Origin of the sequence: Streptomyces sp. NPDC002467, from assembly GCF_042889825.1 — a bacterium.
Classification (GTDB): Bacteria; Actinomycetota; Actinomycetes; order Streptomycetales; family Streptomycetaceae; genus Streptomyces.
This window is the reverse complement of sequence record NZ_JBIARJ010000006.1, coordinates 285274-309438: the sequence shown is the minus strand read 5'-3', so window position 1 is coordinate 309438 and position 24165 is coordinate 285274. Positions and strand designations below refer to the sequence as shown.

Genomic DNA, 24165 nt, shown 5'->3' with positions numbered 1-24165 from the left:
CAGAAACGACTCTTCGGGGGCCGTTCCCCACCCCCCCGGAGCGATCGGAGAAGAAGAACGGGAGCGGGGCGACCGTGTACTCCGGATGGCGGATCGGACGCCGGGCCGGCGGGCCGGTCCGGGGCGCGGGCCGGCGGTGCCAAAAGCGGTCGCGGGCGCGGCCTGTCGGTCCGTAGGGTCGGCGCATGGGAAAGCCGCTCGTCGCAGTGTTCAGTGGGGCAGGAATGTCCACCGATTCCGGAATTCCGGACTACCGGGGGCCACAGGGCCTGTGGCGCCGGGAGCCCGACGCCGAGAAGCTCGTGACGTACGAGTACTACATGGCCGACCCGGAGATCCGGCGCCGCTCCTGGCTGATGCGGGCCGAACTCGGCGCGATCGGGGCCCGGCCCAACGCGGCTCACCTGGCCATCGCCGCCCTGGAACGCGGCGGCACTCCGGTCCGGGTCCTCACGCAGAACGTGGACGGGCTGCACCAGCTCGCCGGGATGCCGGCGCGCAAGGTGTTCGAGCTGCACGGCACCGCCCGCGCGGTGGTGTGCACGGCCTGCCACGCCCGGTCGGGGATGGACGAGGCGCTGGCCCGGGTCGCCGCCGGGGAGCCGGATCCCGCCTGCCAGGCGTGCGGCGGGATCCTCAAGGCCGCGACGGTGATGTTCGGGGAACGGCTCGACCCGGAGGTGCTGGGGCAGGCCGTGGCCGTGGCCAAGGGCTGCCAGGTGTTCATCGCCGCCGGATCCACCCTCCAGGTGCAGCCGGCGGCCTCGCTCGCCGGGATGGCCGCGGAGGCGGGGGCCCGGCTGATCATCGTGAACGCGGAGGAGACCCCGTACGACTCCCTCGCCGACGAGGTCCTCCGCGAGCCGATCGGCACGGCCCTCCCGGCGCTGCTGGCCCGGATCGCCGGCTGAGCCCCCGGACGGCTACTCCCCGTCGGCCGCCCGGCGCATCGCCGCCACGTCCAGCTTCTTCATCTTCATCATGGCGGCGGTGGCCCGGGCGGCCCGCTCCGGGTCGGGGTCGGTGACCAGGTCGATGGCGCCCGGCGGGATGACCTGCCAGGACAGCCCGAACCGGTCCTTGACCCAGCCGCACGCCGACTCCTCGCCGCCGTCCGCGGTGAGCACGTCGTAGTAGTGGTCCGCCTCGGCCTCGTCGGCGCAGTGGATCTGGAACGAGATCGCCTCGGAGAAGTGGAACTGCGGTCCCCCGTTGAGGCCGACGAACTTCTGCCCGTTGATCTCGAACTCGACGACCATCACCGATCCGGTCGGCCCGGGACCCGCCTCGTTGTAGCGGCCGATCCGGCCCCGCTTGCCGTCCTTGAACACGGACAGGTAGTAGTCGGCGGCCGCTTCCGCGTTGCCGTCGAACCACAGACAGGTGGTGAACCCGTTGCCGCTCATGACTGCCTCCAGGCGAGTGGTGAGTGCGTGCGCGTGCACGTCCTCACATACAGACCGGCCCCGGGCCCGAAATTCATCGGTGGGCCCGGGGCCGGTCCGCATCCGGTCCGGAATTGGCTCGTACGGCCTACTTCTCGCCGGCCTCGTTCATCGCGAGCATCCGGTCGACGACCCGCTCGGCGGCGTGGCCCTCGTCCAGGTCGCAGAACTCCTCGCGGAACGCGGCCCGCGCCTCGGCGTACTCCGCACCGACCGCGTCCGCGTTGCGCACGGCCTCGATCAGGCTCGCCGAGTCCGCGAGCAGCGGGCCGGGCGCCTTGGCCTCCAGATCGAAGTTGAAGCCGCGCAGCGTGCCCTTGTAGTGGGCCAGGTCGTACGTGAAGAGCAGGATCGGCCGGTCGGTGAGCGCGAAGTCGAAGATCGCGGAGGAGTAGTCCGAGATCAGCACGTCGGCGACGAGCAGCAGGTCGGCCGCGTCGGCCCAGCGGGACACGTCGACGACGAAGCCGTCGCGGACGCCGTCGCGGACCTGCTCGGTCACGTGGTGGTGACCGCGGATCAGCAGGACGTGGTCCTCTCCCAGCTCGCGGCGGGCCGCGTCCAGGTCGATGCGGAGGTCCAGCTTGTAGCCGCCGGAGAAGCCCTCGCAGTTCTCGCGCCAGGTCGGCATGTAGAGGACGACCTTCTTGCCCTCGGGCAGGCCGAGCCTCCGCCGGACCTCGGCGACGCGCTCCGCGTCGGGCCGGACGAGCGCGTCCGTGCGCGGGCTGCCGGCCTCGATGACCTCGCCGTCGTAGCCGAGGGCGCGCTTGAGGAGCGGGGTGGCGTAGGAGCTCGGGGAGGCGAGCAGCGACCACTGGGCGCTGTCGTGCTCCAGGCCCTCCAGGATCTCCGGGCTCGTGTAGTAGTCGTGCACGAAGTCGTGCCCGATCTGCTTGATCGGCGTGCCGTGCCACGTCTGTACGACGGTCTGTCCCGGGCGGCGCCGGAAGCGGCGCGGGACGTTGTCGTTGGTGACGTAGTAGCGGGCGCGGGCCAGCACGTCCCAGGACTCGACGCTGTCGTACTGCACGGCGCGGGCGGTCGCGGGGACCTCGGCGCGGCCGTCGCGGACCAGCCAGATGTGCTCCAGCTTCTCGCCGCGGCGCAGCAGTTCCTCGTGGATGGCGCGGGGTGCGTCGCCCGCGCCGTTCCCCTGGAAGGTGTCGTAGACGACGATGTCCTTGACCGGCAGGGCACGCTGCGCCGGGTAGGTCTCGCAGCGGGCGACGCGCTGGGCGTAGTTGGAGCGGTCGTGCGGGCTGAGCAGCGGGTCGGCCACCAGCACCATGCGGTCGTGGAAGCGGGTCTCGACCCGCATCCGGCGGCCCTGCACGGTGAACGGGTGCGGACCGGCGAAGAGCATGCCGGTGCCCATCTGCACGGGCGCGCCGCGGTCGACGCCGAGCAGGCCGGCGGTGGTTCCGCCCTGGGCGACCGGGCGCATGGTGGGCCACCAGCGGCCCTCGGGGAGCGTGGTGCGGCCGGCGTACGCCTCGGGGAGCATCGGCTCGAACTCGGCGGTGAAGCGGTCGCCGTCACGGGTGACGGGGTAGCTGAACTCCGTGCCGTGCGCGTTGTGCAGGACGAGCTCGTACGGCTCGTCGGTGGGCGCGATGAAGCGACCCTCCAGCGTGACCTTGCCTTCTGCGGCGGTGACCCCGTCGATCAGCGGCGGCGAGGGCTGCACGGAGAGCGTGAGGTGTCCGGTGTTGCCGCGCTTCGCGAAGAGGGCGCGGCCCTTGTCGGCGCCGGGCAGCGGCACGATCAGGCCGTTGAAGCCGCCGCGCTCGTCGTGGGCCAGGCGGTGCTCGGTGCCGTCGGCGCCGAGCACGGACAGGCTCCAGGGCTCCGGGGTCCACTCGCCGGGCTCGCACTCGGCGTCCGGTACGGCGGCCAGCTCGGCCAGCTCGACCCGGGCGGTGAAGGGGACCCGGCCGCCGTCGGCCTCGCCCGTCTCCACCGGGAAGGTGGCGGTGGTGCCGGTGGTGACGTGCACGGCCTGAAGGACGGTGGGGACGCCGACCGAGGCCGAGAGCTCTCCGATGATCTCCACGGCGTCGTCGCCGGCGGGACGCACGTCCAGGCCACGGGCTCCGACGACCTCCACCTGGACGGTGAGGGCTCCTGCGACGGTGGGCAGGATGCGGACGTCCGGGGCCACCCAGTGCGGGGGCGGGTTCTGGCCGGTGTCGTGCTCGCCGCCGCGCAGGCGGGCGCGGTGCAGGCCGCCGGCGCCGGTGACGGCGATGGAGGTCGTCCACGTCCCGTCGCGCCACTCGCCGCCGGACTGGAAGATCGACGGGTCGACGGCGGCGGTGAAGCCGGCCCAGCCGGCGTGCCGCAGTGCGAGGTGCGGGGACATCACGGAGGCCATCGGGGAGGCGACCGTACGGGTGCTGACGACGGAGCGACGGCGCTTGCCGCCCTCACGGAAGATCAGCATCTTGCGGGAGCCGAGGCGGCTCTCCGCGCCGAGGTGGCCGGGGAGGGCGTAGCCGCGCAGCAGCAGCTTGCCGTCGACCCAGGACGCCTGCTCCAGACGGCTGACGACGCGTCGCTCGCGCGGACCCAGGGTGAGGATCTTGGCGGGGACCGGCGGGCGACCGTGCAGGAAGGGGTAGTCCGCCTGCGGGCGGGCGAGTCCCTTGACCGGCACGCTGTAGTGGAAGTCGCGCTGGTGCTCCTGGAGGGCGATGAAGTCCTCGACGCGACCTTCGCCGGCGAGGTAGGCCTTGAGCCGGTCCGCGACGGTCAGGCCGGACCAGGGGCCGGTGCCGATCTCGCGGACGAGGCCGCCGACCTCCTTGACGAACGCGGCGCGGAAGTCCGGGCCGCCCTCACCGACGTACTTGTAGATGAGCGGGAGCTCCTCGCTCAGCACGTTGTAGTCGTAGTCGCGCAGGTAGCGCTCGTACTTCGCGCCCTGCTTGGCCTTGAGGGACTCGCGGACCAGGCGGACGGACTTCACACGGTCGATGAGCGAGATCGGGTCGGTGGAGCGCTGGGTGATGGAGCGCTCGCCGGTCTCGCGGACGCGCCAGTGGTAGACGCAGTCGCTGATGATGTCGACGCTGGCGGCGAAGTAGTGCGCGGGGATGCTGACCGGGGCGTCCTCGTAGAGGATGCCCTCCGGGTACTGGAAGTCGTGCCGGTCCCAGAAGGAGCGGCGGTAGACCTTGTTCCACGCGGTGCGGTCGGTGACCAGCGCCGGGAACTTGGAGATGTGGGTCTTCAGCTGCGTCCTGGCGAAGGCGGCCCGGTGACCCCAGGACTGCTGCATGCCGACGGAGCGGAAGCGCTTCACGTTGCCGCCGGCGAAGTCGGAGCCGGTCTCGTCGAGCGCGGCGATCATGCGCTCGTAGGCGTAGTCCGGCATCGTGTCGTCGCTGTCGACGAAGGCCAGGTACTCCGCATCCTTGTCGGCGTGCCGGGCACCGACGTTGCGCGCGGCGCCGAGGCCCGCGTTCTCCTGCATCACGACACGGAAGCGCTTGTCCTTGGCGGCGAACGCCTTGGCTATGACTGCGCTGGTGTCCGTGGACCCGTCGTCCACGAGGATGACCTCGAAGTCCTCGAAGGTCTGAGCGGCGATGGATTCCAGGCACTCGTCGAGGTAAAGCTCGACGTTGTAAACGGGGACGACGATGCTCAGGCGCGGGGGCATAGGTGGCGGGTTCTCCAGCGTTTTATGCTTTATCGATGATCAGCTGCTCACAGCATCCTACTCTGTAACAGAATCATAAACTCCACCCATATGGGGCAAACGAAGCCGATCGCCGGGCGGACGGCAAGAATTAAACCGTCCGCCACGTCGACGACGCGGTCCTACGTCAGATCTCCAGGTCCGACTCGATCTTCTTCAGCTGGTGTCGGGCCAGTGCGAGGTTGGCCCGACCCTTGTCGAGCACCAGGTAGAGGAAGAAGCCCGCGGCGGATCCCCGCGTGCGCATCAGTCGGATGAGGTGGTACTGGGTGCCGAGGGTGATGAGGATGTCCTCGATCTCGTCCTTGATGCCGAGCATCTCCATCGTGCGGACCTTGGCGCGCACCACGTCCGTGTTGCCGGCCGCCGCGACCGTGAGGTCGAGGTCCTTGCCGCCGCCGATGGTACCGAGGGCCATGCCGCTGCCGTAGTCGACGAGTGCGGCGCCGACGGCGCCCTCGATGATGGTGGTGGCTTCCTTGAGGGCGGTATCCACGTTGGCCATGAGTCGTTCCTCTTTCTCGTTCGCTGTGTGATGTCGCTGGTGGTGTCTGTCTCGGTGTCTCTGTCAGGTGCGGTGGTGCGGGTTCACGAGGGTGCGGCGCCCGGGCCCCGTCGGCGCCCGAGGGCGGGCTCCACGAGTTCGGCTATCCGGACGCTGGAGCGGCGGGCCTCCAGGTGGAGCCGCCCGACGTTGACCCGGGGTTCCGCGGTCAGGGTCAGCACGGCGGCGGCGCCCGCGGCGTAGGTCGCCACGTACCCCTCCTCACCCCGTACCAACAGCTCGCGAAAGACGCCCTGGCCGGTGCAGTCGCTGAGCCGCTGGGCCACCCCGAGGGCGGCCGCGGTCAGTGCCGCGACGGACTCGGCCTCGGTGGCGGCGCTGTCCTGGGCGAGGACCAGACCGTCGGTGCTCGCGGCGAAGGCACCGGTGAGTTGGGGCACCCGGGACCGCAGCCTGCGGAGCTCGGCGAGTATCTCGGCTTCGGTCTCGGGGGGCACCGTACTCATGTCGGACTTCCTCCTTTCGGCATCCCTCGATTCGGGCTGCCTCCGCTCGGAGCGGTCGGTGCGCAGGACCGGTCGCAGCGGGAGCCTCACAGACTTGCCTCCAGTGCGTCGCGTAACCGGCGGAGCAGCGCCACGTCCGGGGATTGGTCCTGGGTCATCCAGTCGGGCAGGGGTGCCGCGGGCGGCTGCGGGGCCGGCGCGTGCGGCGTCTCGACCAGTCCGGCCGCCGCGAGGCGCCGTACGTCGAGCAGTGTGTGGAAGGCCGGCCGGCCCAGCGCCCAGGCGAGGTCGGCCGGTGTGCGCACCCCGTCGGCGTGGTGCAGCAGGATCCGCTGCCGGGAGGTGACCGTCTGGCCGGGTGCGGCGGGCCGGGGCACCACCGGGGCGGTGTCCAGCTGTGGGTAGGGCCAGACCGCGTCGAGCAGTTCCCTGCGCCGGCAGGTCTCGCGCTCGACGGCGGCGGCCGGTACGGAGCGGACGGAGCCGATCCAGTGGGTGGCCCCGCGGCGGAACCGGGAGGGGCCGCTGCCCGGGGAGAGTGCGAAGAACGCGGCGTCGAACATGGCGGCGAGGTGGCATATCTCCAGCTCTCCGCCCGCGAGTCCGCCGCTGTCCACGAGGAAGCGGGCGACCTGGCGGCGGGCTCCGGCCCGGTCGACGGCCTCGCGCCAGCGCTCGGGGGCGAGGCCGCCGCCGGTGGTGAGCAGTACGTCGAGGCCGGGGGTGGCCGGGCTCTCCGCGTGCACGATGCGGCCGTCCTCCAGGAAGAGGGTGCCGCGGTCGCGCAACAGGGCGCCGGTGGCCCGCTCGGCGGCGAGCCGGGTGAGGAGGGGGGAGACGGCGGTGGCCGAGAGGGCGGTCATCTGAGCACCAACCCCTCCGCCAGGGCCCGGAGTCTGTGGCGGGCGAGGGCGAGGTTTCCGTCGGTGCGGTCGAGCCAGAGGTGCAGGAAGACGCTGCTGTCGAAGCTCGTCTCGACGAAGCGCAGTACGTGGTAGCCGGTACGGGTGGTGACGATCAGGTCCTCCACGGGCGGTCCGGCCGCCTCGCCGCCTAAGGCGGCGGTGGCCGCCGGGGCGAAGGACTCGTACTCGGCGGCCGCCCGGGCCAGCTCGGCGGTCTCGGCGGCGGTGGTCTCGTGGTCGCCCACGGGCGATTCCCCCGCGGTGCCGAGGGCCAGTCCGCTGCTCCAGTCGACGAGCGCGGCCCCCCGCGCACCAGGCAGGGCCATGGCTTCGAGCAGGCATTCGTCGATCCCGGGCACGCGGGCTCCCCTCCCGGCCGGACGTGCTGAGTGCACGGTCTGCGGCGCGACAGGAGGGAACTTACTCAAGTTCCACACTGCGGAAGGGGGTTCTGGCATTTTCCGCTGGAACATGCGTCAAAGCACAACCGACCTTGGCCGGATCGCTTCGACTTTTGATCAAGATGCGAGCGGTAGATCGTCCGCGAGCCGAAAGGCGCCGCCCTCGCGTCGGACGTAACCCTCGTGGGCAAGGGTGCGCAGCAGGTGGTAAACGCTGGGCAACGGAATCCCGGTGATCCGGGAGAGCCTCTTCGCCGTCGCCCCGCCTTCGGCGTGCATCGCCTCCACGAGACGCAGCGCGCGCTGCACGGAACCGATCAGTGTGGGCGTGCTGTCCTTCCGGTCCTGCTCGGCACCCATGAGTGGTCCCCCTGCTCCGGTACGAGTCCCTGGCAGACCCATCAAAGTCGCTCGACGGCCCCGAACCCGGCTGACTCGCTTGAACCCGGGCACCGGATCGCCGCACCCCCATCCGACCGCGGCCCCGACGCGGCGTCCCTCTATCCTTCCGGAACCGCGGATCTCGGGGACCGCGACGGGAGGGGAAACATGGAGATCAACACGCCGACGGCCGGGCCGTCGGTGCGGGAGTGCCCCGAGTGCGGGAGCCCGGTGCCGCTGGACGCGAGGTTCGTCGAGTGGTGCGCGGCCTGCGACTGGAACGTGGACCCGGGCTCGCCCGAACCCGATCCCGGGCGCATCGCGGCCTTCCGCCGGCGCCTCGCACGGGAGTACGGGGACCAACTGGCGGCCGAGATGGAGCGGGGCGTCGACGGCAGCGCGCCGCGGGCGTGGGATGCCGCGGGGGCGTTCGCCTCCGGGGTGGCGCTGCTGGTGCACGGCGTGACCGTACTCCTGATCGTGAGCGCGGTCCTTCTGGTCGTCCTGGGGTGGGACACCGGGCTCCTGCCGGTGTTCGGGGTGCTGCTGCTCGGGCTCGCGGTGGTGCTGCGGCCCCGGGCCGGGCGATTGCCGAAGGACGCGCAGGCGCTCCACCGGGCGGACGCACCACGGCTGTTCGAGCTGATCGACGAGGTCGGGGCGGCGGTCGGAACGGCCGGGGTGCACACCGTGGTGGTGGGTTCCGATGCCAACGCCGCGGTGACCTCGTACGGCGTGCGGCAGCGGCGCGTCCTGTACCTGGGGCTCGGGTTCTGGGAGATCCTCACTCCGCAGGAGCGGGTGGCTCTGCTGGGCCACGAGCTGGGCCACTTCGCCCACGGCGACATCCGGCACTCCCGCCTCACCGGCGGGGCGCTCCACTCGCTGTCGGTCTGGTACTACCTGCTGGCGCCCACACCCGCCGCGGGCCTGCCGCAGCGGTTCGTGAACGCGGTGACGTTCGTGCCGCGGTGGACGGTCTACGGGCTGCTCCGCCTGCTGGACCGGCTGACCCTGCGGGCCTCGCTGCGGGCCGAGTACCTGGCCGACGTGAGCGCCGCGCGGGCCGGGTCCACGGAAGCGGCCGTCGCTCTGATGGACCGGCTCCTGGTGACGGGTTCGGTCGACCGGCATCTGCGCCGCGAGTCGGTCGCCGCGCAGGTGCGGGGCGGGCGCGGCGGGCGCGAGGCCCGCGATCGTGCGGAGCAGGAGGTGTGGGAGCGGCTGGCCGCGCACATCGCCGCCGTGCCGGAGTTGGAGTACGAGCGGCTGCGGCGGGTCGCCGCACTGCGCGGGCACGTCGTGGACTCCACGCACCCGCCGACCCATCTGCGGCGGCGTGCCGCGGCGGCCGGCGGCCCGCACCGGGCGCAGGTCGGCTACGACGACTCCCGCGCGGCCGCGATCGGCGCCGAACTGGCGTCCGTCCGTGCGGTACTGGCGCGCCAGGTGATCCGCGAGCGCGCCTCCTGACTACTCCGTGTCCGGGAGCAGCCGCTCGACCATCGTTTCGATGAGGCCTTCCACGGGGTGGGCCCGCAGGGTGTCCGGGGCGGTCAGGTCGTCCACGATCAGGCCGAGCATCGCGAGGTACAGCAGCGCCACGCCCTGCCGGTCCCCCGGGAGGCCCGACTGCAGGTGCCAGTCGATGTTCGCCTCCAGCTCGGCGGCCTGGAAGCCGGCCAGTTCCGCCTGGAGTTCGGGGCGGCGGGTGCCTTCCAGGCGCAGCTCCAGCATCGCGATGTGCACGCTGCGTTCGCGCCGCATCCGTTCCAGGAGCCGGTCGAGCAGCACCTTGGTGTCCAGCGGGCCGGCCAGGTCCTCGGGGTCCGGTACGAGGCGCTCGCGGGTGCGGTGGAGGATCTGCACGAGCAGCTGGGCCCGGTTGGCGAAGTAGTTCGAGGCGGTGCCCGTGGGCACTCCCGCCTCCGCGTCCACGGCGCGCAGCGTCAGCCCGCGCGAGCCCTCGCGCGCCAGGACTTCGATGGCGGCGTCGAGCAGGGCGGCGCGGCGCTGCGGATTCTGGCGCATGGACGGTCCTCGGATCGGGGTGGCTGCGGCACATGAGGTGAGCACTGCACGTGCAGTGCTTCGCTCACGGTAGCGGATGGGACCGGTCCGGTCCGACCGGAAGAGACGGTCTAGTGCTCCTTGCGGGCCGACTCCAGGAGGTAGGGCACGTCGATGACCGCGACCCCGGGGGTGAACAGCAGCCGTGCCTTCAGGCGCAGGGCGTTCTGGTTGTGGAGGGGATGTTCCCACCAGTTCCCCACGACGTACTCGGGGATGACCACCGACAGGACGTCCGTCGCCGAGTCCTGCGCCAGTTCCTCCACATGGGCCTGGATCGGGCCCACCACCTCACGGTACGGGGAGTGCAGGATCTTCAGGGGCACTCCCGGGTCGTGCGCGGTCCAGGCCTCGCGCAGCCGGTTCGCGTCCTGCTCGTCGGCCGCGACGGTGACGGCGGTCAGGGTGTCGGGGCGCAGGCCCTGCGCGTAGCCGAGGGCCTTCAGCGTGGGGGCGTGCACGCTCGCGACCAGCACCAGGACGTGGTGGCGGGTGGGCTTGCGCGGCTTCGCGTCGGGGGCGACGGCGACCTGCTGCGCGACCTGGTCGTAGTGGCGCCGTACGCCCAGCATCCCGAAGAACAGCACCGGCATGGCGATGACGACCAGCCAGGCGCCGTGCGTGAACTTGGTGATGAGGACGATGACCAGGACCAGGGCGGTGAGGACGGCGCCGACGGCGTTGATGGCGCGGCGGCGGTGGATGTGGACGCGCTCCTCGCGCCGGGTTTCGGCGGAGGCGAGTTCCTTGTCCCAGTGCCGGACCATGCCGGCCTGCGAGAGGGTGAAGGAGACGAAGACGCCGATGATGTAGAGCTGGATGAGGCGGGTCAGGTTGGCGTCGAAGGCGACGATGAGGCCGATCGCGACGAGTGCGAGCAGCACGATGCCGTTGGAGTAGACGAGTCGGTCGCCGCGGTTGTAGAGCTGCCGGGGCGCGTACCGGTCCTTGGCGAGGATCGAGGCGAGCATCGGGAAGCCGTTGAAGGCCGTGTTGGCGGCGAGGATCAGCACACCGGCGGTGACGGCCTGGAGCAGGTAGAAGAGGAAGTGCCAGTCGCCGAAGGTGGCGCGTCCGATCTGGGCGAGGGCGGTGGACATCGGGGTACCGGGCGGCAGGCCCAGTTCGGTGGGGTCCTCGGCGACGTGCACCTGGTACGTCATCGCGAGGGCGGTGATGCCCACGAACATGGTCACGGAGAGGAAGCCCATCGCGGCGAGGGTGGTCGCCGCGTTCTTGGCCTTGGGCTTCTGGAAGGCGGGTACGCCGTTGCTGATCGCCTCGACGCCGGTCAGGGCGGTGCAGCCGGAGGCGAAGGCGCGCATCGCGAGGAACACCAGGGCGAGCCCGGTGTAGGTGCCGGTCGCGGTGATCGGCAGGTCGGCGGACTCGGCGCGGATGGTCTCGCCGGTGGCCAACCGTACGGCGGCGAAGGCGAACATGAGGTAGATGACGAGGACGAACCCGTAGGTGGGGATGGCGAAGATCCGGCCCGATTCCCGTACGCCGCGCAGGTTCATCACGGTGAGCAGCACCACGGAGCCGACCGACAGGACCACTTCGTGGTCGCTCAGGGCGGGGATGGCGGAGGTGATGGCCGAGACCCCGGAGACGACGGAGACGGCGACGGTCATCACGTAGTCGACGAGCAGGGCGCTGGCGGCGGTCAGCGCGGCGGTCGGGCCGAGGTTCTCCTTGCTCACGACGTACGCGCCACCACCGCTGGGATAGGCGTGGCAGGTCTGCCGGTAGGAGGCGATGACCACCACGAGCAGGAAGACGATGGCGGCGGCCGCGTACCAGGCGAGGTGGAGCAGGGCGACCCCGCCGAGGGCGAGGATCAGCAGGATCTCCTCGGTGGCGTACGCCACCGAGGAGAGCGGGTCGCTGCAGAAGATCGGCAGGGCGAGCCGTTTCGGCAGCAGGGTCTCGCCCAGGCGTGCGGTGTCGAGGGGTTCACCGACCAGCACGCGCTTCGCATTGATACGCGTCATTCAGGCATGATCGTGCATGTTTCACATGATTCGCCCCTTTTAGGGAGGGTGTCACCTGGCAAGCTCCTCCGCCCGGTGCGCCAACCACAGGTCGTGCCGGGCACTCGGGGACTGGAGCAGCGAGCGCTCCAGCAGCGCCTCCACCCGGGTCAGCCGCTTGCGGGCGCCCGGTACGGAGATGCCCAGCGCGGCGGCCGTCGGGGCGAGTTGGGCGTCGTGCTCCAGCCAGACGCGGACCGTGGCGCGGGCCTCCGGCGGGATGTCGGGTCCGGTCAGCGGGCGGAGGTGGGCGCGGGCCCAGTCGACCAGCCGGGGATCGCGCAGCACCTCGTCCAGGTCGCCCACCCGCTCCGCGCCCGCGCCCGGGCCGTTCCCGCCCGGAGTGAGGCGCAGGGCAAGCGACAGCGCGGACTGGTCGGCGAGGCGCGCGAGGTCGAGCCCGAGCAGCGCCTCGACGAGCTTGAGCCGGCCCGCCAGGGTGTTGCGGTGGACCTTCAGCAGGCGGGTGGCGTGCGAGGTGAAGTCGAGCCAGGCGTGGGCCGTCGCGCGCAGCTCCTGCGCTCCCGGGTCCTGGGCCCGCTTCGGTTCGTGACCGTGCAGCGGTGCGAGCATGGCCCCGGCCCAGCCCGCCCCGGCCGCGTGCGCGGCGAGCGCCAGCTCGGGGCCCGGCCCGAACCGGGCGTGCCGCTCCCGTCGCCCGCGGGCGACGGCCAGGGCGTGGAAGGCCTGGGTGTACGCGGCCGGGGCCTCCCGCAGGGCCGCCTCGGCACTGACCCCGACCACGGCGTCCCGGGCCAACCCCACCAATGCCCCGGCCAGCGGGTCGTCGTCCGCCGCGGCCGGGCCGGCCGGGACGAGCACGATGAGATGGCGTACGTACACGGGACAGCGCACGGTCCAGGCCCGGCCCCCCGTCAGCTCCGCGCACAGCCGGGCCACTTCGCCGCGCTGCCCGGCCCCGCATTCCACGACGTACATCCGCATCGGATCGGGGAGCGAGGGCGCGAGCACCTCGGCGATCTGCCGGGCGGTGGAGAGCCGGCCGTTCATCAGCAGGTGCAGCACCGCCTCGCGGGCCCTCGATTCGGCGATCCGGGCCCGCTCCTCGCGCCGCGCGCCCTCCTCGGCACCCAGGACGAGGGCCAGGGGTACGGCGGCGTCGGCGAGCAGGGTGGCCGCTTCGGGCGGATGCGGCAGCGCCAGTACGGCGGCCAGCGCGCGCCGGTCGTCCAGCGCGAACAGCAGCGTCGCGGAGCCCTCGCCCTCCAGGACGGCCGAGCGCAGCCCGCGCGCGCTCATCTCGGCGGCGCCGCGCAGGGCGGACGCCGGGACCTGCGCGGACCCGGGGACACGGCCGGCTTCGAGGGCGTGACCGGTGGCGGGCGCCTGGCCGACGGCGGCGGGCCGGCCGGATCCGGAACCGTGCGCCCGGTCGGCGTCCACCACCCCGGCCCATCCGCCGAGCCGGGTGGTGAGCCATGCGAGCAGGCCCGCCGATCCCCCGGTGTGGGCGAGCCGGTGGAGCCTCAGGATGTCGTCGGAGCGGGACACCGGCGCATTCAACCACCCCGCGCCCACTGTGCGCTGTGATACCCGTCTCGCCCGGTCACTGGGCACGGCGAACCCTGTGCGCGGGTGCGATCCCGCCTAGGTTTGCCCATGAGCGGTCGGACCCCGACGCGAAGCGGAATCTCGCAACGGGGGAACGTCGGGGTCCTTCTCGCTCGCAGCGTCGCCGGCGGCACCGACGACGGATCGTCACATCTTGGCGGCCGCGCTGCGGATGGCCTCACGGATGCGGACGTAGGTGCCGCAGCGGCAGATGTTGGCGATGGCGTCGATGTCCGCGTCGGTCGGTTGACTCGTCCGCTTGAGCAGCGCCACGGCGGCCATGATCTGACCGGGCTGACAGAAACCGCACTGGGCGACGTCCTGTTCGAGCCAGGCCTCCTGCACCGGGTGCAGTACGTCCCCGTCGGCCAGCCCCTCGATGGTGGTCACCGTCTTCCCCGCGCACGCGGAGACGGGCACCACGCAGGGCCTGACGTCGACGCCGTCGAGGTGGCTGGTGCAGGCCTTGCAGACGTCGACTCCGCAGCCGTACTTGGGTCCGTGGACGCCCAGCATGTCGCGGAGCACCCACAGCAGGGGCAGATCGTCGGGGGCGTCCACGGTGACGCTCCGCCCGTTGACGGTGAAGGTGTGCGAGGGCACGGCGTACTCCTGCGATCAGCGCGGGTAGGGGGTGAAGTCGACGTCGAAGTCGAGGGGGAAGCTGCGCGGCTTGGAACCGGTCGCCCGGGCCCAGGCGTTGGCGATGGCGCCGACCGCCGCGGGCACGCCCAGCTCGCCCGCGCCGCCCGGCTCCTCGCCGGTGGCGGGGAGCACGAAGACCCGTACGTCGAGCGGGGTGTCGCGTTGCCGCGCCCAGTGGAACTGGCTGTAACTCCCTTCCATCGGCAGCCCCTTGTCCAGGTGGATGCCGGCGCGCAGCGTGGTGGAGATGGCGTCGGTGAGGCCGCCGATCATCTGGGCCTCCAGTCCGCGCGGGTTGACGGGCAGGCCCACGTCCACCGCGATGACGGCCTTGGTGACGCGGACGTGCTCCGGGTCGCGGGTGTCGATCTCCACGAGGCAGGCGGTGCGGGACTTGTACTCCTCGTGGAAGGCGATGCCCTGAGCGCGGCCCGCGCCCATCGGGCGTCCCCACTCCCCTTCGGAGGCCACCTTGTCGAGTACGGCGCGCTGGGCGTCGGTCTTGAGGAAGAGCCGGCGGAACAGGTACGGGTCCCGGCCCGTCTTCGCGGCGAGTTCGTCGACGACGATCTCCTCCGCGCCGCGCGTGTTGGCGGAGTACACCGAGCGCCAGGAGCCGGTGGGCACGCCGGTCGGCACCTCGGTCAGCGCCTGCGTGGTGACCCCGAAGTTGTAGGGGGACTTCACCGTGGTCAGGAAGAGGGTCTGGGCGAGGGTGGCATTGCCGATGCCGAGCGGCAGGTGCGCCGCCGTCGCGGTGACGATCTCGCCGAGTCCGTGCCGGAAGTCCGTCTCGGCGGCCGCGACGCGGTGCTCGAAGGTGAGGACCTCGCCGAGGAGGTGGGTGGCGCGGATCTTGTGGTGGGTGGCGGGGCGCATCCGGCCGTGGCGGGTGTCGTCGACGCGGGTCCACATCAGCTTGACGGGGCGGCGGCAGGCCTTGGAGACGCGGGCGGCCTCCAGCGCGGCGTCGAAGAAGAGGCGCCGGCCGAAGGACCCGCCGGCCTGCACCACGTGCACCTGAACCTTGCCGAGCGGGAGGCCGAGTTCGGCCGCGATCGTCTCGCGGGCCACGATGGGGGACTTGAGCCCGGACCAGATCTCCGCACGGTCCTCGCGGACGTCCGCGATGGCGGAGTTGGTCTCCATCGGGGCGTGGCTGACGAAGGCGAAGTCGAACTCGGCGTCCACGTACGGGGTCAGCAGCGGCGGCACGAGCAGCGGAGGGGTGGCCGCGCGCAACTTCGCGCGGACCTCGGCGTCGGAGAGCTGGTCGGCGGGGCCTGGTCCCCAGGTGACCTGGAGGGCGGCCTTGGCGGTGAGGGCCTGCCCGAAGGTCTCGGCGACGACGGCCACTCCGGTCGGGACGGTGACCACGTGCAGGACGCCGGGCATGGCCTGGACGGCGGCGAGGTTGGCGACGGAGCGCACGGTGCCGCCGAGGGTGGGCGGGCGGCGCACCACGCAGGGCTTGGCCCCGGGCACGTCGAGGTCGAGGGTGTACTTCTGGGCACCGGTGACCATCGCGCGGGCGTCGACCCGGCCGGTGGGCCTGCCGATCAGGGTGTGCTTCGCGGTCTTCTTCGGGGTGGCGCCGAGGACCACGAGCCCGGGGTCGGCGGCGGCCGCGGCGAGCCCGCCGTAGTCGGCGGTGCGGCCGTCGGGGGCGCGGACGGCGCCGTTCGCGGTGGTCAGCGTGGCGGCGGGCAGGCTCCAGCGCACGGCGGCGGCCGCGACGAGCCGGGCCCGAGCGGTGGCGGCGCACTGGCGGACCGGACCGTAGAGGGAGCGGATGGAGTTGGAGGATCCGGTGAGCTGGTTGAAGACCAGTTCGGGCCGTGCGTCGTCCAGTTCCACCCGTACGTTCGCCAGTGGCGCGTCGAGTTCCTCCGCGACGAGCATGGCCACGGCGGTGGTGAGGCCCTGGCCGACCTCCTCGCGCGGCAACCGGAAGCGGATGGTGCCGTCCGCCTCCACGGCGAGCGCCAGCAGGGCCGAGGTGGGCGCCCCGGCCAGGATGAAGAGGTCGCCGAGGTCGATGACGTCGGCGATGGCGGGCAGGCTCGGCACCACGGCGTGGGCGGGCTGCGGGGCGACGGCGTCGACGCCGGCCCGGGTCACGAGGGCGAGGGTCGGTGCCGCGACCAGGTAGGTGAGGAAGGAGCGACGGCTCTGCCCGGTCATTTCGTTGTCCCCACCCCGCACGGGTCCGCCCGCGCGGACCGGCTCCTGATCATTACCGGCACGTAGAGTAGCCATCAGGGGGTGTGGTGGGAAGCGGAGGGACCGACCCGACGCCGATCCCTCGTTCGGGGGACGCCCGGCGCGACGGTTTGATCGGGGCCCGTGACGGGTGAACGCGGTACGGACCCTCGCACACCCCGGCCGTACGAACGAGCCGGCCGTTCCGAAGGGCCATTTTCCGGACGCGGGCGGACGATGGAAGGGACGAGAAGGAGGTGCCCGGCTATGGCCACATTCATGGATGTCCACACGGGCATGAAGGGCATCACGAGCGAGCAGCTGATGGCCGCCCACAAGGCGGACCTGGCGATCGAGAAGGAGGAAGGCGTCCACTTCAAGCAGGCGTGGGCGGACCCGGAGTCCGGCACGGTCTACTGCCTCTCCGAGGGCCCGTCGGCCGATGCGGTCCGGCGGATCCACGAGCGCACGGGGCACCCGGCGGACTCGATTCTTCCGGTTCCGGTGATGGTCACTTGACGGCTCCCTGACTGGATTCGTTCGCACACGAACGCCTTCCGGTGGGGCGGTCGAGAGGCCTGGGGCATATGCCAGAAGCAAGACCGTCGCGGATGTTGCCAAACGCCTTACACGCAGTCGCCGCCTGTGCAACAGTCGTGACCGGTCCTTCCTTCAGACTTGGCCGTGCCGCGCCTGTATCGGAGTTCTCATGCCGTCCCACCTGTTCGCGGACCGTCCCGCGCAGCCGCCCGAGCCCGGGTCGGTGGACGCACTGATCTCACAGACCCGACGGCTGCGGGGAGACGTGGACGCGGTGCGCCGCGACACGGTCGTCGACGACGACGACGCCCAGGGCCGCTGGCAGCGAGCCCTGTGCGACCTCGCCGTGCACCACCTCGACGACCTCGGCGAGCACCTCGGCCAGCTCAAGGAGGGGCTACCGCCGGCGCCGGAGGCCATCGAGTTCCCCCAGGCGGCGCCCGAGGCCGGCCCCGAGGCCCAGACCCGGGTCGGCAGCGCCGAGTGGAACCTGCTGACCGACGAGGTCAGTTGGTCCGACGAGCTCTTCCAGATCTTCGGCCGCTCCCCCGAGGCGGGGCCGCTGCCCCTCGACGAACTGGGCTCCACCCTGTTCTCCGAGGACCAGCCGCTGCTCACCGCGTGGGTGACGGCCTGCCTCGTCGACGGCAAGCCGATCGACGGCGAGTTCCGCATCGTCCGGGCCGACGGGCGCGTCCGGACGTTGCACATGAGGGGCGAGCCGGTACTCGACTCCGACGGCTGCGCGGCCTCCATGTGGGCCGTACTGCGGGACGTGAGTGAACTGCGCCGGAGCCAGCGGGCGGTGCGCGAGTCCCGGGACTCGCTGCAACGTCGCCGGGAGATCGCGCAGACCGAGCACCGGCTGGCGGTCGAGCTACAGGAAGCCGTGCTCCCCCCGTGGCGCGGCTCCCTGCGGTTCCCGCACGACAACGCGGGCACGCTGGACGTGGCCGCGCACTACCTTCCCTCCGCGACCAGCGCACTGATCGGCGGCGACTGGTACGACGCGCTCGAACTCCCCGACGGCAGCTCGATGCTGACCGTCGGCGACCTGACCGGGCACGGGGTGACCGCCACCTCCGGGATGGCGATGATGCTGGGCGCCCTGCGGGGCATGGCCATGGCCGGGATCGAGCCGGGCCCCCTGATGGGCTGGCTCAACCAGCTCTTGGAGGCCTCCGTCCAGCCGGCGCTCGGCTCGGCCGTGTGCTGCCGCTACGACGCCAAGCGCCGGCTCCTGTCCTGGTCGCAGGCCGGCCACCCGGCCCCCCTGCTGATCCGCCACGGATCGGGCCGGTCCCTGCTGCCGCCGGAGGGCGTACTGCTGGGGGCGACCTCGGGGGCGGTGTACGGGCAGGCCGAGGAGCGGCTCGAAGCGGGCGACGTACTCGTCCTGCACACGGACGGACTGACCCCGCGCAGCATCGAGTTCAGCCGGGCGGACGGTACCGAGCGGCTGCTCGCCCTCGCGCCCCGGTTCTCGGCGGCGCGGTCGGCGCAGGACTGCGTGCGGATGGTGATCGAGGAGTTCGGCGAGAGCGAGCGCGAGGACGACGCGTGCGTACTGGTCGCCCGCGTCGGCGGGTAGCCCCGTCGGTACTGTTCGCTTCAGGGCCGCGCCGTCAGGCGCGGCCTTTCTCGTCTCCGTGGGATCCCCTCGTGGGCCGTGGAGGTACGGGCCGGTGACCGGCCACGCCCGCCCCTACGCCCCCGTGACGCGCGGCCCGCGCGTCGGCGCGGGGCTGTCGGGGAGGGCCATCTCGATCTCCTCGCGGAGGTCCTCGATGCGCGAGTACCCGGAGTACTGGCCGGTGAGCCGGTACATCTCGCGCAGCCGGTCCCATGTCCGGTGCGAGGAGGTCTCGTTCATCGACACCAGGGCCAGGCGGGCGTAGCGGTCGGCCTGTTCGGGATCGTCGGCGATGAAGCAGGCCGAGGCCATCGAGATGTAGTCGAAGATCTGCGAGCGCTGGTAGCCGTCCCCGCGCAGCCGCAGGGCCTCCCTCGCGTGGCGGGCCGCGACCGGCGCCGCCGTGGCGTCGTGGTCGGCGAGGGTCCGGTACGCGAGGGCCTGCATGCCGTGCAGGTCCGCCTCGTCGAAGTGCTGCATCCAGCTCGGCGGCGGCACGTCGCCCTTGTCGGACACGAACAGCTCCTCCGCCTCGCCCAGGGTGCGGCGCATGGCCTGGCCCTTGCCCATGGCGGCCTGCGCCCAGGCCTCGATGGTGTGCAGCATGGCGCGGGTGCGCGGGAGCGTCCGCTCCCCGGAGCCGGACTGCGCGAGCTTCATCAGGTCCAGGGCCTCGTTCGGTCGGCCGAGGTGGACCATCTGGCGGGCGGCGCGGGACAGCGCCTCGCCGGCGCGCGGGCGGTCGCCGCCCTCGCGGGCCGCGTGCGCGGCGATGACGAAGTACTTCTGCGCCGTGGGTTCGAGGCCCACGTCGTGGGACATCCAGCCCGCGAGCACCGCCAGGTTGGCCGCCACACCCCACAGCCTGCGCTGGAGGTGGTCGGGGTGGTGGTAGGCCAGCATCCCGCCGACCTCGTTCAGCTGGCCGACGACGGCCTTGCGCTGGAGTCCTCCGCCTCTGGAGGCGTCCCAGGCCCGGAACACCTCGACCGAGCGTTCCAGTGCCTCGATCTCCTGCGAGCCGATCGGGGCGGCCTCGTAGCGGTCGAAGCCCGACGGGTCGGCCTGGAAGGCGTCCCCGAAGTGCTGCGCCTCCTTGGCGAGGGCCGGGTCGGTGTGGAGCCAGTCGTACATGGCGTTACTGAGGGCGGAGCCGGCGGTGAGCGCGGCACCCGCGCCCATCAGACCGCGACGGTTGAGCATGAGGTCCATTCCCGTGAATTCGGTGAGGACCGCGGCTGTGCGTTCGGGCGCCCATGGCATTCCGTCGGGGTTCTGCCGATCCCCGTCCGGTTGCCGTCGTGTGGTGCGCCGCTGCCGTACGAACCCGAGGTCCTCGTTGGTCACGACACGACCGAGCCGCTCGGTGAACAGTGCTGCCAGTACCGTGGGCACCGGTTCGCGCGGGGTCTCCCCCATGTCGATCCAGCGCCGCACCCGCGAGGTGTCGGTGGCCAGCTGGGGGTGGCCCATGGCCGCCGCCTGCCTGTTGACCATCCTCGCCAGTTCGCCCTTCGACCAGCCGGCCAGGCCGAACAGGTCGTTCAAGCGGGTGTTTGGACCCTTGCTCACGTCAAGCCCCCAGGTTCTCGGCTGAGTTGACAGTAGCCCCCAGCCAGGCCCCCGCGGCATATTCGCCAGGCTTCGCCAGGGCACGCCCGATGGTTCGCCACCTGCCGCCGGGTGTCAGGTAGGAATGCGCCTCCCCGACCCGGTTCACCGGCGGAACTCCCCAGGGTGAAGTACGGGATCCGGCGGGGTGGCGTACGAACCCAGTCGGCGCACGAAGGGATCCGTAAAGCCATGTACGCAGCAACGTCCTCCGTGTCCGCCCCTGTCCGGCCCTACCGCACGCTCCCGGCGGGCGGCGGCCCCTACCTCGACCCCGGCCGGCCCTCGTCGGCCGTGCAGGGCGCCGCACGGGCGCGGCGGATGCCGGGAGTCGGGTCGCAGCCGCTCAGCGGAAGGATCGACCTCTCGGGGCCGCAGGGGGCGCAACTGCGCACCGCGCTCGCCTCGGTGCAGCGGATCTGTCCGGAGTTCGCGCCGGTGCAGGTACTGCGGCGCAGCGGCCGCTCGGTCCTGCTGGTGGGCACGACCGGACGGATGACCGCCGTCGCGAAGGTTTTACTGGACCATTCGCCGGAGTGGCGCGAGCGCTACCGGCACGAAATAGCGGCGTACCGGACGTTCGTCCGGCACCGCCCTCCGGTCCGCGTACCGCGGTTGATCGCGGCCGACCCGGAGAACTGCACGCTGGTGGTCGAGCGGATGGCCGGCCGGGTCGCGGCGCTCCAGCGGCACCCGGTGGAGCCGCCGCCGCGGGTGGACCTGCGGGCCGCCCTGGGGGCCGTGTGCCGGGTCAACCAGTGGCGTCCGCCCACGGAGTTGTTCGGGACCCCGGTGAACTACGGGCGGCGGATCGCCCGCGACTACGAGCTGGGGCTGCTGACCGACCGGGACCTCGGCGACCTGCAGAAGCTGCTGCACGGCGTCAAACTGTCGGGCACGGCGCTGCAGTTCAACCACGGTGACGCGCTGCTGTCGAACCTGCTGCTGTCCCCGGCGGGGCCGGTGCTGCTCGACTGGGAGCACGCGGGCTGGTACCTGCCCGGCTACGACCTGGCCACGCTGTGGACGGTGCTGGGCGACGCTCCGGCCGCGCGGGCGCAGATCAGCCGGCTCGCCCAGGCTGCGGGCCCGGTGGCTCGGGACGCCTTCCTGGTCAACCTGATGCTCGTGCTGACCAGGGAGATCCGGATGTGCGAGACGGCGGTGCAGCGCTCGATGCTGGCCACCGCCCCGACCCAGCCGCTCCCGGCGGGCTCCCTGTCCTCGGGGGAGGAGCAGCGCCTGCTGCTGCGCCGCCTGCACGACGACGCGGGCATGGCGCGCAGAGCGGTCCGGGCGGCGGTCGGCACCCGGTAGGTCCTGGGCTCACCCCCAATACGCGAAGTCCCGTGGCTCCCACCGCCGCGGGACTTCGCTCGTGCGGGGGCGGTGGCCGGGTGCGGCTCGGGGGCGGGCGCGTCTCCTCATACTGGAGGAGGAGGCGTCGCATGCCTTGACTTCACATGATCCCCCGAACACCTTTTCTGACTCAGCATCAGACATGCTGGAGCCACCCTCGCCTCCCCACTCCGCTGGAGCCCGCCCATGTCCGAAAGCGCTTCACGCACGCCGTCGGAAACCCTCCCGTCGAGACGTACGGTCATCGCCGGAGCGGGAGCCGGGGTCGTCGCCGCCACCGTGCTGCCGTCCGCCGCCGCGAGGGCCTCGGACGGTCCCCCGCTCGGCGAGTACGACGTCGTGGTGGTCGGTTCCGGGGCCTCCGGGATGACGGCCGCGCTCACGGCCGCCAAGCGGGGGCTGAGCGTGCTGGTCATCGAGAAGGCCCCCACCTTCGGCGGATCGGCCGCCCGCTCCGGGGCCGGCATCTGGCTGCCGAACAACTCTGTGATCCTCGGCGCGGGCGTGCCGGACACCCCGCAGAAGGCGGCGACGTACCTCGCGGCGGTCGTGGGGAGCGAGGTGCCGGCCGACCGCCAGGCGGCGTTCCTGGCCAACGGGCCGCGGATGCTGGACTTCGTCATGGCGAACAGCCCGCTGAAGTTCCGCTTCATGGAGGGCTACAGCGACTACTACCCCAACCTGCCGGGCGGCCTCCCGAACGGCCGCTCCATCGAGCCGGACTACATCGACGGCAACATCCTGGGCGCCGAACTGGCGCATCTGAACCCGGCGTACATGCCGGTCCCGGCCGGGATGGTGGTGTTCAGCCAGGACTACAAGTGGCTGAACCTCGCCGCGGTGAACGCGAAGGGACTCGCCGTGTCGACGGAGTGCCTGGCGCGCGGCACGAAGGCGGCGCTGTGCGGGGAGAAGCCGCTGACCATGGGCCAGGCCCTCGCCGCCGGCCTGCGGGCCGGGCTCATGCGGGCCGGGGTGCCGGTGTGGCTGAACAGTCCGCTGGTCGACCTGGTCCAAGAGGGTGGCGCGGTGACCGGGGTGGTCGTCGAGAAGGCGGGCGTGCAGGGCACCGTGCGGGCCCGGCGGGGGGTGATCATCGGCTCGGGCGGTTTCGAGCACAACCCTGAGATGCGGGCGCAGTACCAGCAGCAGCCGATCGGCACCCAGTGGTCGGTGGGCGCGAAGGAGAACACCGGCGACGGGATCCGGGCGGGGCAGCGGGCGGGGGCCGCGCTGGCCCTGATGGAGGACGCGTGGTGGGGGCCGTCGATCCCGCTCCCGGGGGAGCCGTACTTCTGCCTCGCCGAACGGACGCTGCCGGGCGGGCTGATCGTGAACGGGAACGGGGGGCGGTTCGTCAACGAGGCGGCCCCGTACAGCGACGTGGTGCACGTGATGTACGAGAAGGACCGGGGCGCGGTCGGCTCGCACATCCCGGCGTGGCTGATCGTGGATCAGAACTACCGCAGCAAGTACCTGTTCAAGGACATCCTGCCGACGATCGTCTTCCCGGACTCCTGGTACGAGGCGGGGGCGGCGAAGAAGGCGTGGAGCTGGGACGCGCTGGCCGGCCAGATCGGGGTTCCGGCGGCGGCGCTGCGGGCGACCCTCAACCGGTTCAACGCGCAGGCGTGGAGCGGTAACGACTCCGACTTCCACCGGGGTGACACGGCGTACGACCACTACTACACGGACCCGGGGGTGACGCCCAACTCGTGTCTGGCGCCGATATGGGCTCCGCCGTTCTACGCCTTCAAGATCGTGCCGGGGGACCTCGGCACGAAGGGCGGGATCGTCACGGACGCCCGCGCGCGGGCGCTGCGGGCGGACGGCTCGGTGATCAGGGGCTTGTACGCGGCGGGCAACGCCAGCGCGGCGGTGATGGGCCACAGCTACGCGGGGGCCGGGTCGACGATCGGCCCCGCGATGACGTTCGGCTACGTGGCGGCGAACGACATCGCGGACGCGTGACGTCGTGAGGAGCCGCTAGCCCTGCTGGAAGAGCTCGGCGGGGAGCGGCTTCAGCAGCGCGTAGAGGTCATCGGTGATCGGGCGGTCCCAGCTGGCGATGGTGACCAGCACGTTGTCACTGCGGTCGAACTGGACGCAGGAGATGCGGGACTCCGACAGCTTGATCTTCCGGACGATGAGGAGGTTGTCGCCCTGCATGACGGGGCAGTCCTCGATACCGGTGACCTCGACGTCCTCGTCGTTCTCGAGCGCGTCGAGGAGCTGGGCCACCTCGAAGGGAACCTCGCCCTCGGCGAGGTCCCGGGCGGGGGAACCCTCGGGGAGGTTGCCGATGATCATTGCGGGGCCGCGTCCGCCGAACAGGTCGTAGCGGAGGAAGACACCCTGGCAGCTGCCGTCGGGCGCGGGCAGCAGGCCGGCCCCGAGATTGCCCGGCCAGTCCCCCGGGTCCATGGCCAGGACGTCGAAGTCCGGGCCGGCGGGTGTGGCGGCGCGGTGGCGGCGGAGGAAGGACATGCCGCCATGGTACGTGGCCGCGCGGGTTTTCCCGCCCGGGGCCCCTCATCCGCGGGGGGGGCGGCCCCCCCCGCCGCCCCCCCCCGCCCCCCCCGGCCGCCCGGGGCGGTCCCGCCCCCCACCCACGGGTCCCCGCACAAGCGCTTGGACGGCCGGGGGGAGGC

The 24165-nt window shown here is 72.1% G+C and carries 19 protein-coding genes and 1 pseudogene; 6 read left to right on the top strand and 14 right to left on the bottom strand.

Annotation, left to right across the window (positions count from 1 at the left end; translation table 11 throughout):
• The first annotated feature begins 185 nt into the window (after positions 1 to 185).
• Positions 186 to 911: an NAD-dependent deacetylase gene (locus ACFYYJ_RS15705; protein ID WP_385125094.1), complete on the top strand. Its 726-nt coding sequence runs from the start codon at positions 186 to 188 to the stop codon at positions 909 to 911.
• A gap of 12 nt (positions 912 to 923) precedes the next feature.
• On the opposite strand, the gene ACFYYJ_RS15700 is transcribed toward ACFYYJ_RS15705, so the two are convergent.
• The 7 genes and pseudogenes from ACFYYJ_RS15700 to ACFYYJ_RS15670 all read right to left on the bottom strand — a co-directional run.
• Complete coding sequence (locus ACFYYJ_RS15700) at positions 924 to 1406, bottom strand: VOC family protein (RefSeq protein WP_385125092.1); 483 nt, start codon at positions 1404 to 1406, stop codon at positions 924 to 926.
• Positions 1407 to 1533: 127 nt separating this feature from the next.
• Entirely contained in the window at positions 1534 to 5112 is a 3579-nt protein-coding gene (locus ACFYYJ_RS15695) for a CDP-glycerol glycerophosphotransferase family protein (protein WP_389132572.1), read from the bottom strand.
• Positions 5113 to 5278: 166 nt separating this feature from the next.
• A complete protein-coding gene (locus ACFYYJ_RS15690) occupies positions 5279 to 5656 on the bottom strand; it encodes a hypothetical protein (protein ID WP_384583631.1) in 378 nt (125 codons plus the stop codon).
• Positions 5657 to 5739: 83 nt separating this feature from the next.
• Complete coding sequence (locus ACFYYJ_RS15685; protein ID WP_385125089.1) at positions 5740 to 6162, bottom strand: roadblock/LC7 domain-containing protein; 423 nt, start codon at positions 6160 to 6162, stop codon at positions 5740 to 5742.
• A gap of 86 nt (positions 6163 to 6248) precedes the next feature.
• Positions 6249 to 7025, bottom strand: coding sequence for a transcriptional regulator (locus tag ACFYYJ_RS15680; RefSeq protein WP_385125087.1), 777 nt, complete (start codon positions 7023 to 7025; stop codon positions 6249 to 6251).
• On the bottom strand, positions 7022 to 7426 hold the full coding sequence (locus ACFYYJ_RS15675) for a hypothetical protein (protein WP_384583640.1): 405 nt from the start codon (positions 7424 to 7426) through the stop codon (positions 7022 to 7024). Before ACFYYJ_RS15675 ends, ACFYYJ_RS15680 begins: the two co-directional genes overlap by 4 nt.
• Before the next feature lie 186 nt (positions 7427 to 7612).
• Positions 7613 to 7828, bottom strand: a pseudogene (locus ACFYYJ_RS15670) (helix-turn-helix domain-containing protein); the annotation flags it as partial.
• Between the two features lie 189 nt (positions 7829 to 8017).
• Here ACFYYJ_RS15670 and ACFYYJ_RS15665 point away from each other — a divergent pair.
• Positions 8018 to 9322, top strand: coding sequence for a M48 family metalloprotease (locus tag ACFYYJ_RS15665; RefSeq protein WP_385360538.1), 1305 nt, complete (start codon positions 8018 to 8020; stop codon positions 9320 to 9322).
• Here ACFYYJ_RS15665 and ACFYYJ_RS15660 read toward each other — a convergent pair whose 3' ends face one another.
• The 5 genes from ACFYYJ_RS15660 to ACFYYJ_RS15640 form a co-directional block, all read right to left on the bottom strand.
• Entirely contained in the window at positions 9323 to 9880 is a 558-nt protein-coding gene (locus tag ACFYYJ_RS15660) for a TetR/AcrR family transcriptional regulator (RefSeq protein ID WP_385360540.1), read from the bottom strand.
• Positions 9881 to 9990: 110 nt separating this feature from the next.
• A complete protein-coding gene (locus ACFYYJ_RS15655) occupies positions 9991 to 11913 on the bottom strand; it encodes an APC family permease (protein WP_389132567.1) in 1923 nt (640 codons plus the stop codon).
• A 51-nt stretch (positions 11914 to 11964) separates the two neighbouring features.
• Positions 11965 to 13464 carry a helix-turn-helix domain-containing protein gene (locus tag ACFYYJ_RS15650; protein ID WP_385360542.1) on the bottom strand — a complete coding sequence of 500 codons (1500 nt, stop codon included), beginning with the start codon at positions 13462 to 13464 and terminating at the stop codon, positions 11965 to 11967.
• A 207-nt stretch (positions 13465 to 13671) separates the two neighbouring features.
• Positions 13672 to 14127 carry a (2Fe-2S)-binding protein gene (locus ACFYYJ_RS15645; protein WP_385125078.1) on the bottom strand — a complete coding sequence of 152 codons (456 nt, stop codon included), beginning with the start codon at positions 14125 to 14127 and terminating at the stop codon, positions 13672 to 13674.
• 15 nt (positions 14128 to 14142) lie between these two features.
• Positions 14143 to 16353, bottom strand: coding sequence for a molybdopterin cofactor-binding domain-containing protein (locus ACFYYJ_RS15640; protein WP_385360545.1), 2211 nt, complete (start codon positions 16351 to 16353; stop codon positions 14143 to 14145).
• A 285-nt stretch (positions 16354 to 16638) separates the two neighbouring features.
• Between ACFYYJ_RS15640 and ACFYYJ_RS15635 the strand changes: the two genes are divergently transcribed.
• Both ACFYYJ_RS15635 and ACFYYJ_RS15630 read left to right on the top strand, forming a co-directional pair.
• Positions 16639 to 16890, top strand: a complete 252-nt coding sequence (locus ACFYYJ_RS15635; protein WP_384752379.1) for an SCO4226 family nickel-binding protein — start codon at positions 16639 to 16641, stop codon at positions 16888 to 16890.
• Positions 16891 to 17080: 190 nt separating this feature from the next.
• A complete protein-coding gene (locus ACFYYJ_RS15630; RefSeq protein ID WP_385360547.1) occupies positions 17081 to 18502 on the top strand; it encodes a PP2C family protein-serine/threonine phosphatase in 1422 nt (473 codons plus the stop codon).
• 114 nt (positions 18503 to 18616) lie between these two features.
• Here the strand turns inward: ACFYYJ_RS15630 and ACFYYJ_RS15625 are convergent, their stop codons facing one another.
• Positions 18617 to 20116 (bottom strand): hypothetical protein, encoded by a 1500-nt coding sequence (locus tag ACFYYJ_RS15625; RefSeq protein ID WP_385360549.1) that lies wholly within the window; start codon positions 20114 to 20116, stop codon positions 18617 to 18619.
• A 231-nt stretch (positions 20117 to 20347) separates the two neighbouring features.
• On the opposite strand from ACFYYJ_RS15625, the gene ACFYYJ_RS15620 reads away from it, so the two are divergent.
• Both ACFYYJ_RS15620 and kstD read left to right on the top strand, forming a co-directional pair.
• Positions 20348 to 21472, top strand: coding sequence for an aminoglycoside phosphotransferase family protein (locus ACFYYJ_RS15620; protein WP_385125071.1), 1125 nt, complete (start codon positions 20348 to 20350; stop codon positions 21470 to 21472).
• A 228-nt stretch (positions 21473 to 21700) separates the two neighbouring features.
• Complete coding sequence (kstD, locus tag ACFYYJ_RS15615) at positions 21701 to 23485, top strand: 3-oxosteroid 1-dehydrogenase (protein ID WP_389132559.1); 1785 nt, start codon at positions 21701 to 21703, stop codon at positions 23483 to 23485.
• Between the two features lie 15 nt (positions 23486 to 23500).
• Here the strand turns inward: kstD and ACFYYJ_RS15610 are convergent, their stop codons facing one another.
• Positions 23501 to 24001, bottom strand: a complete 501-nt coding sequence (locus tag ACFYYJ_RS15610) for a hypothetical protein (RefSeq protein WP_384583673.1) — start codon at positions 23999 to 24001, stop codon at positions 23501 to 23503.
• Between the last annotated feature and the right edge of the window lie 164 nt (positions 24002 to 24165).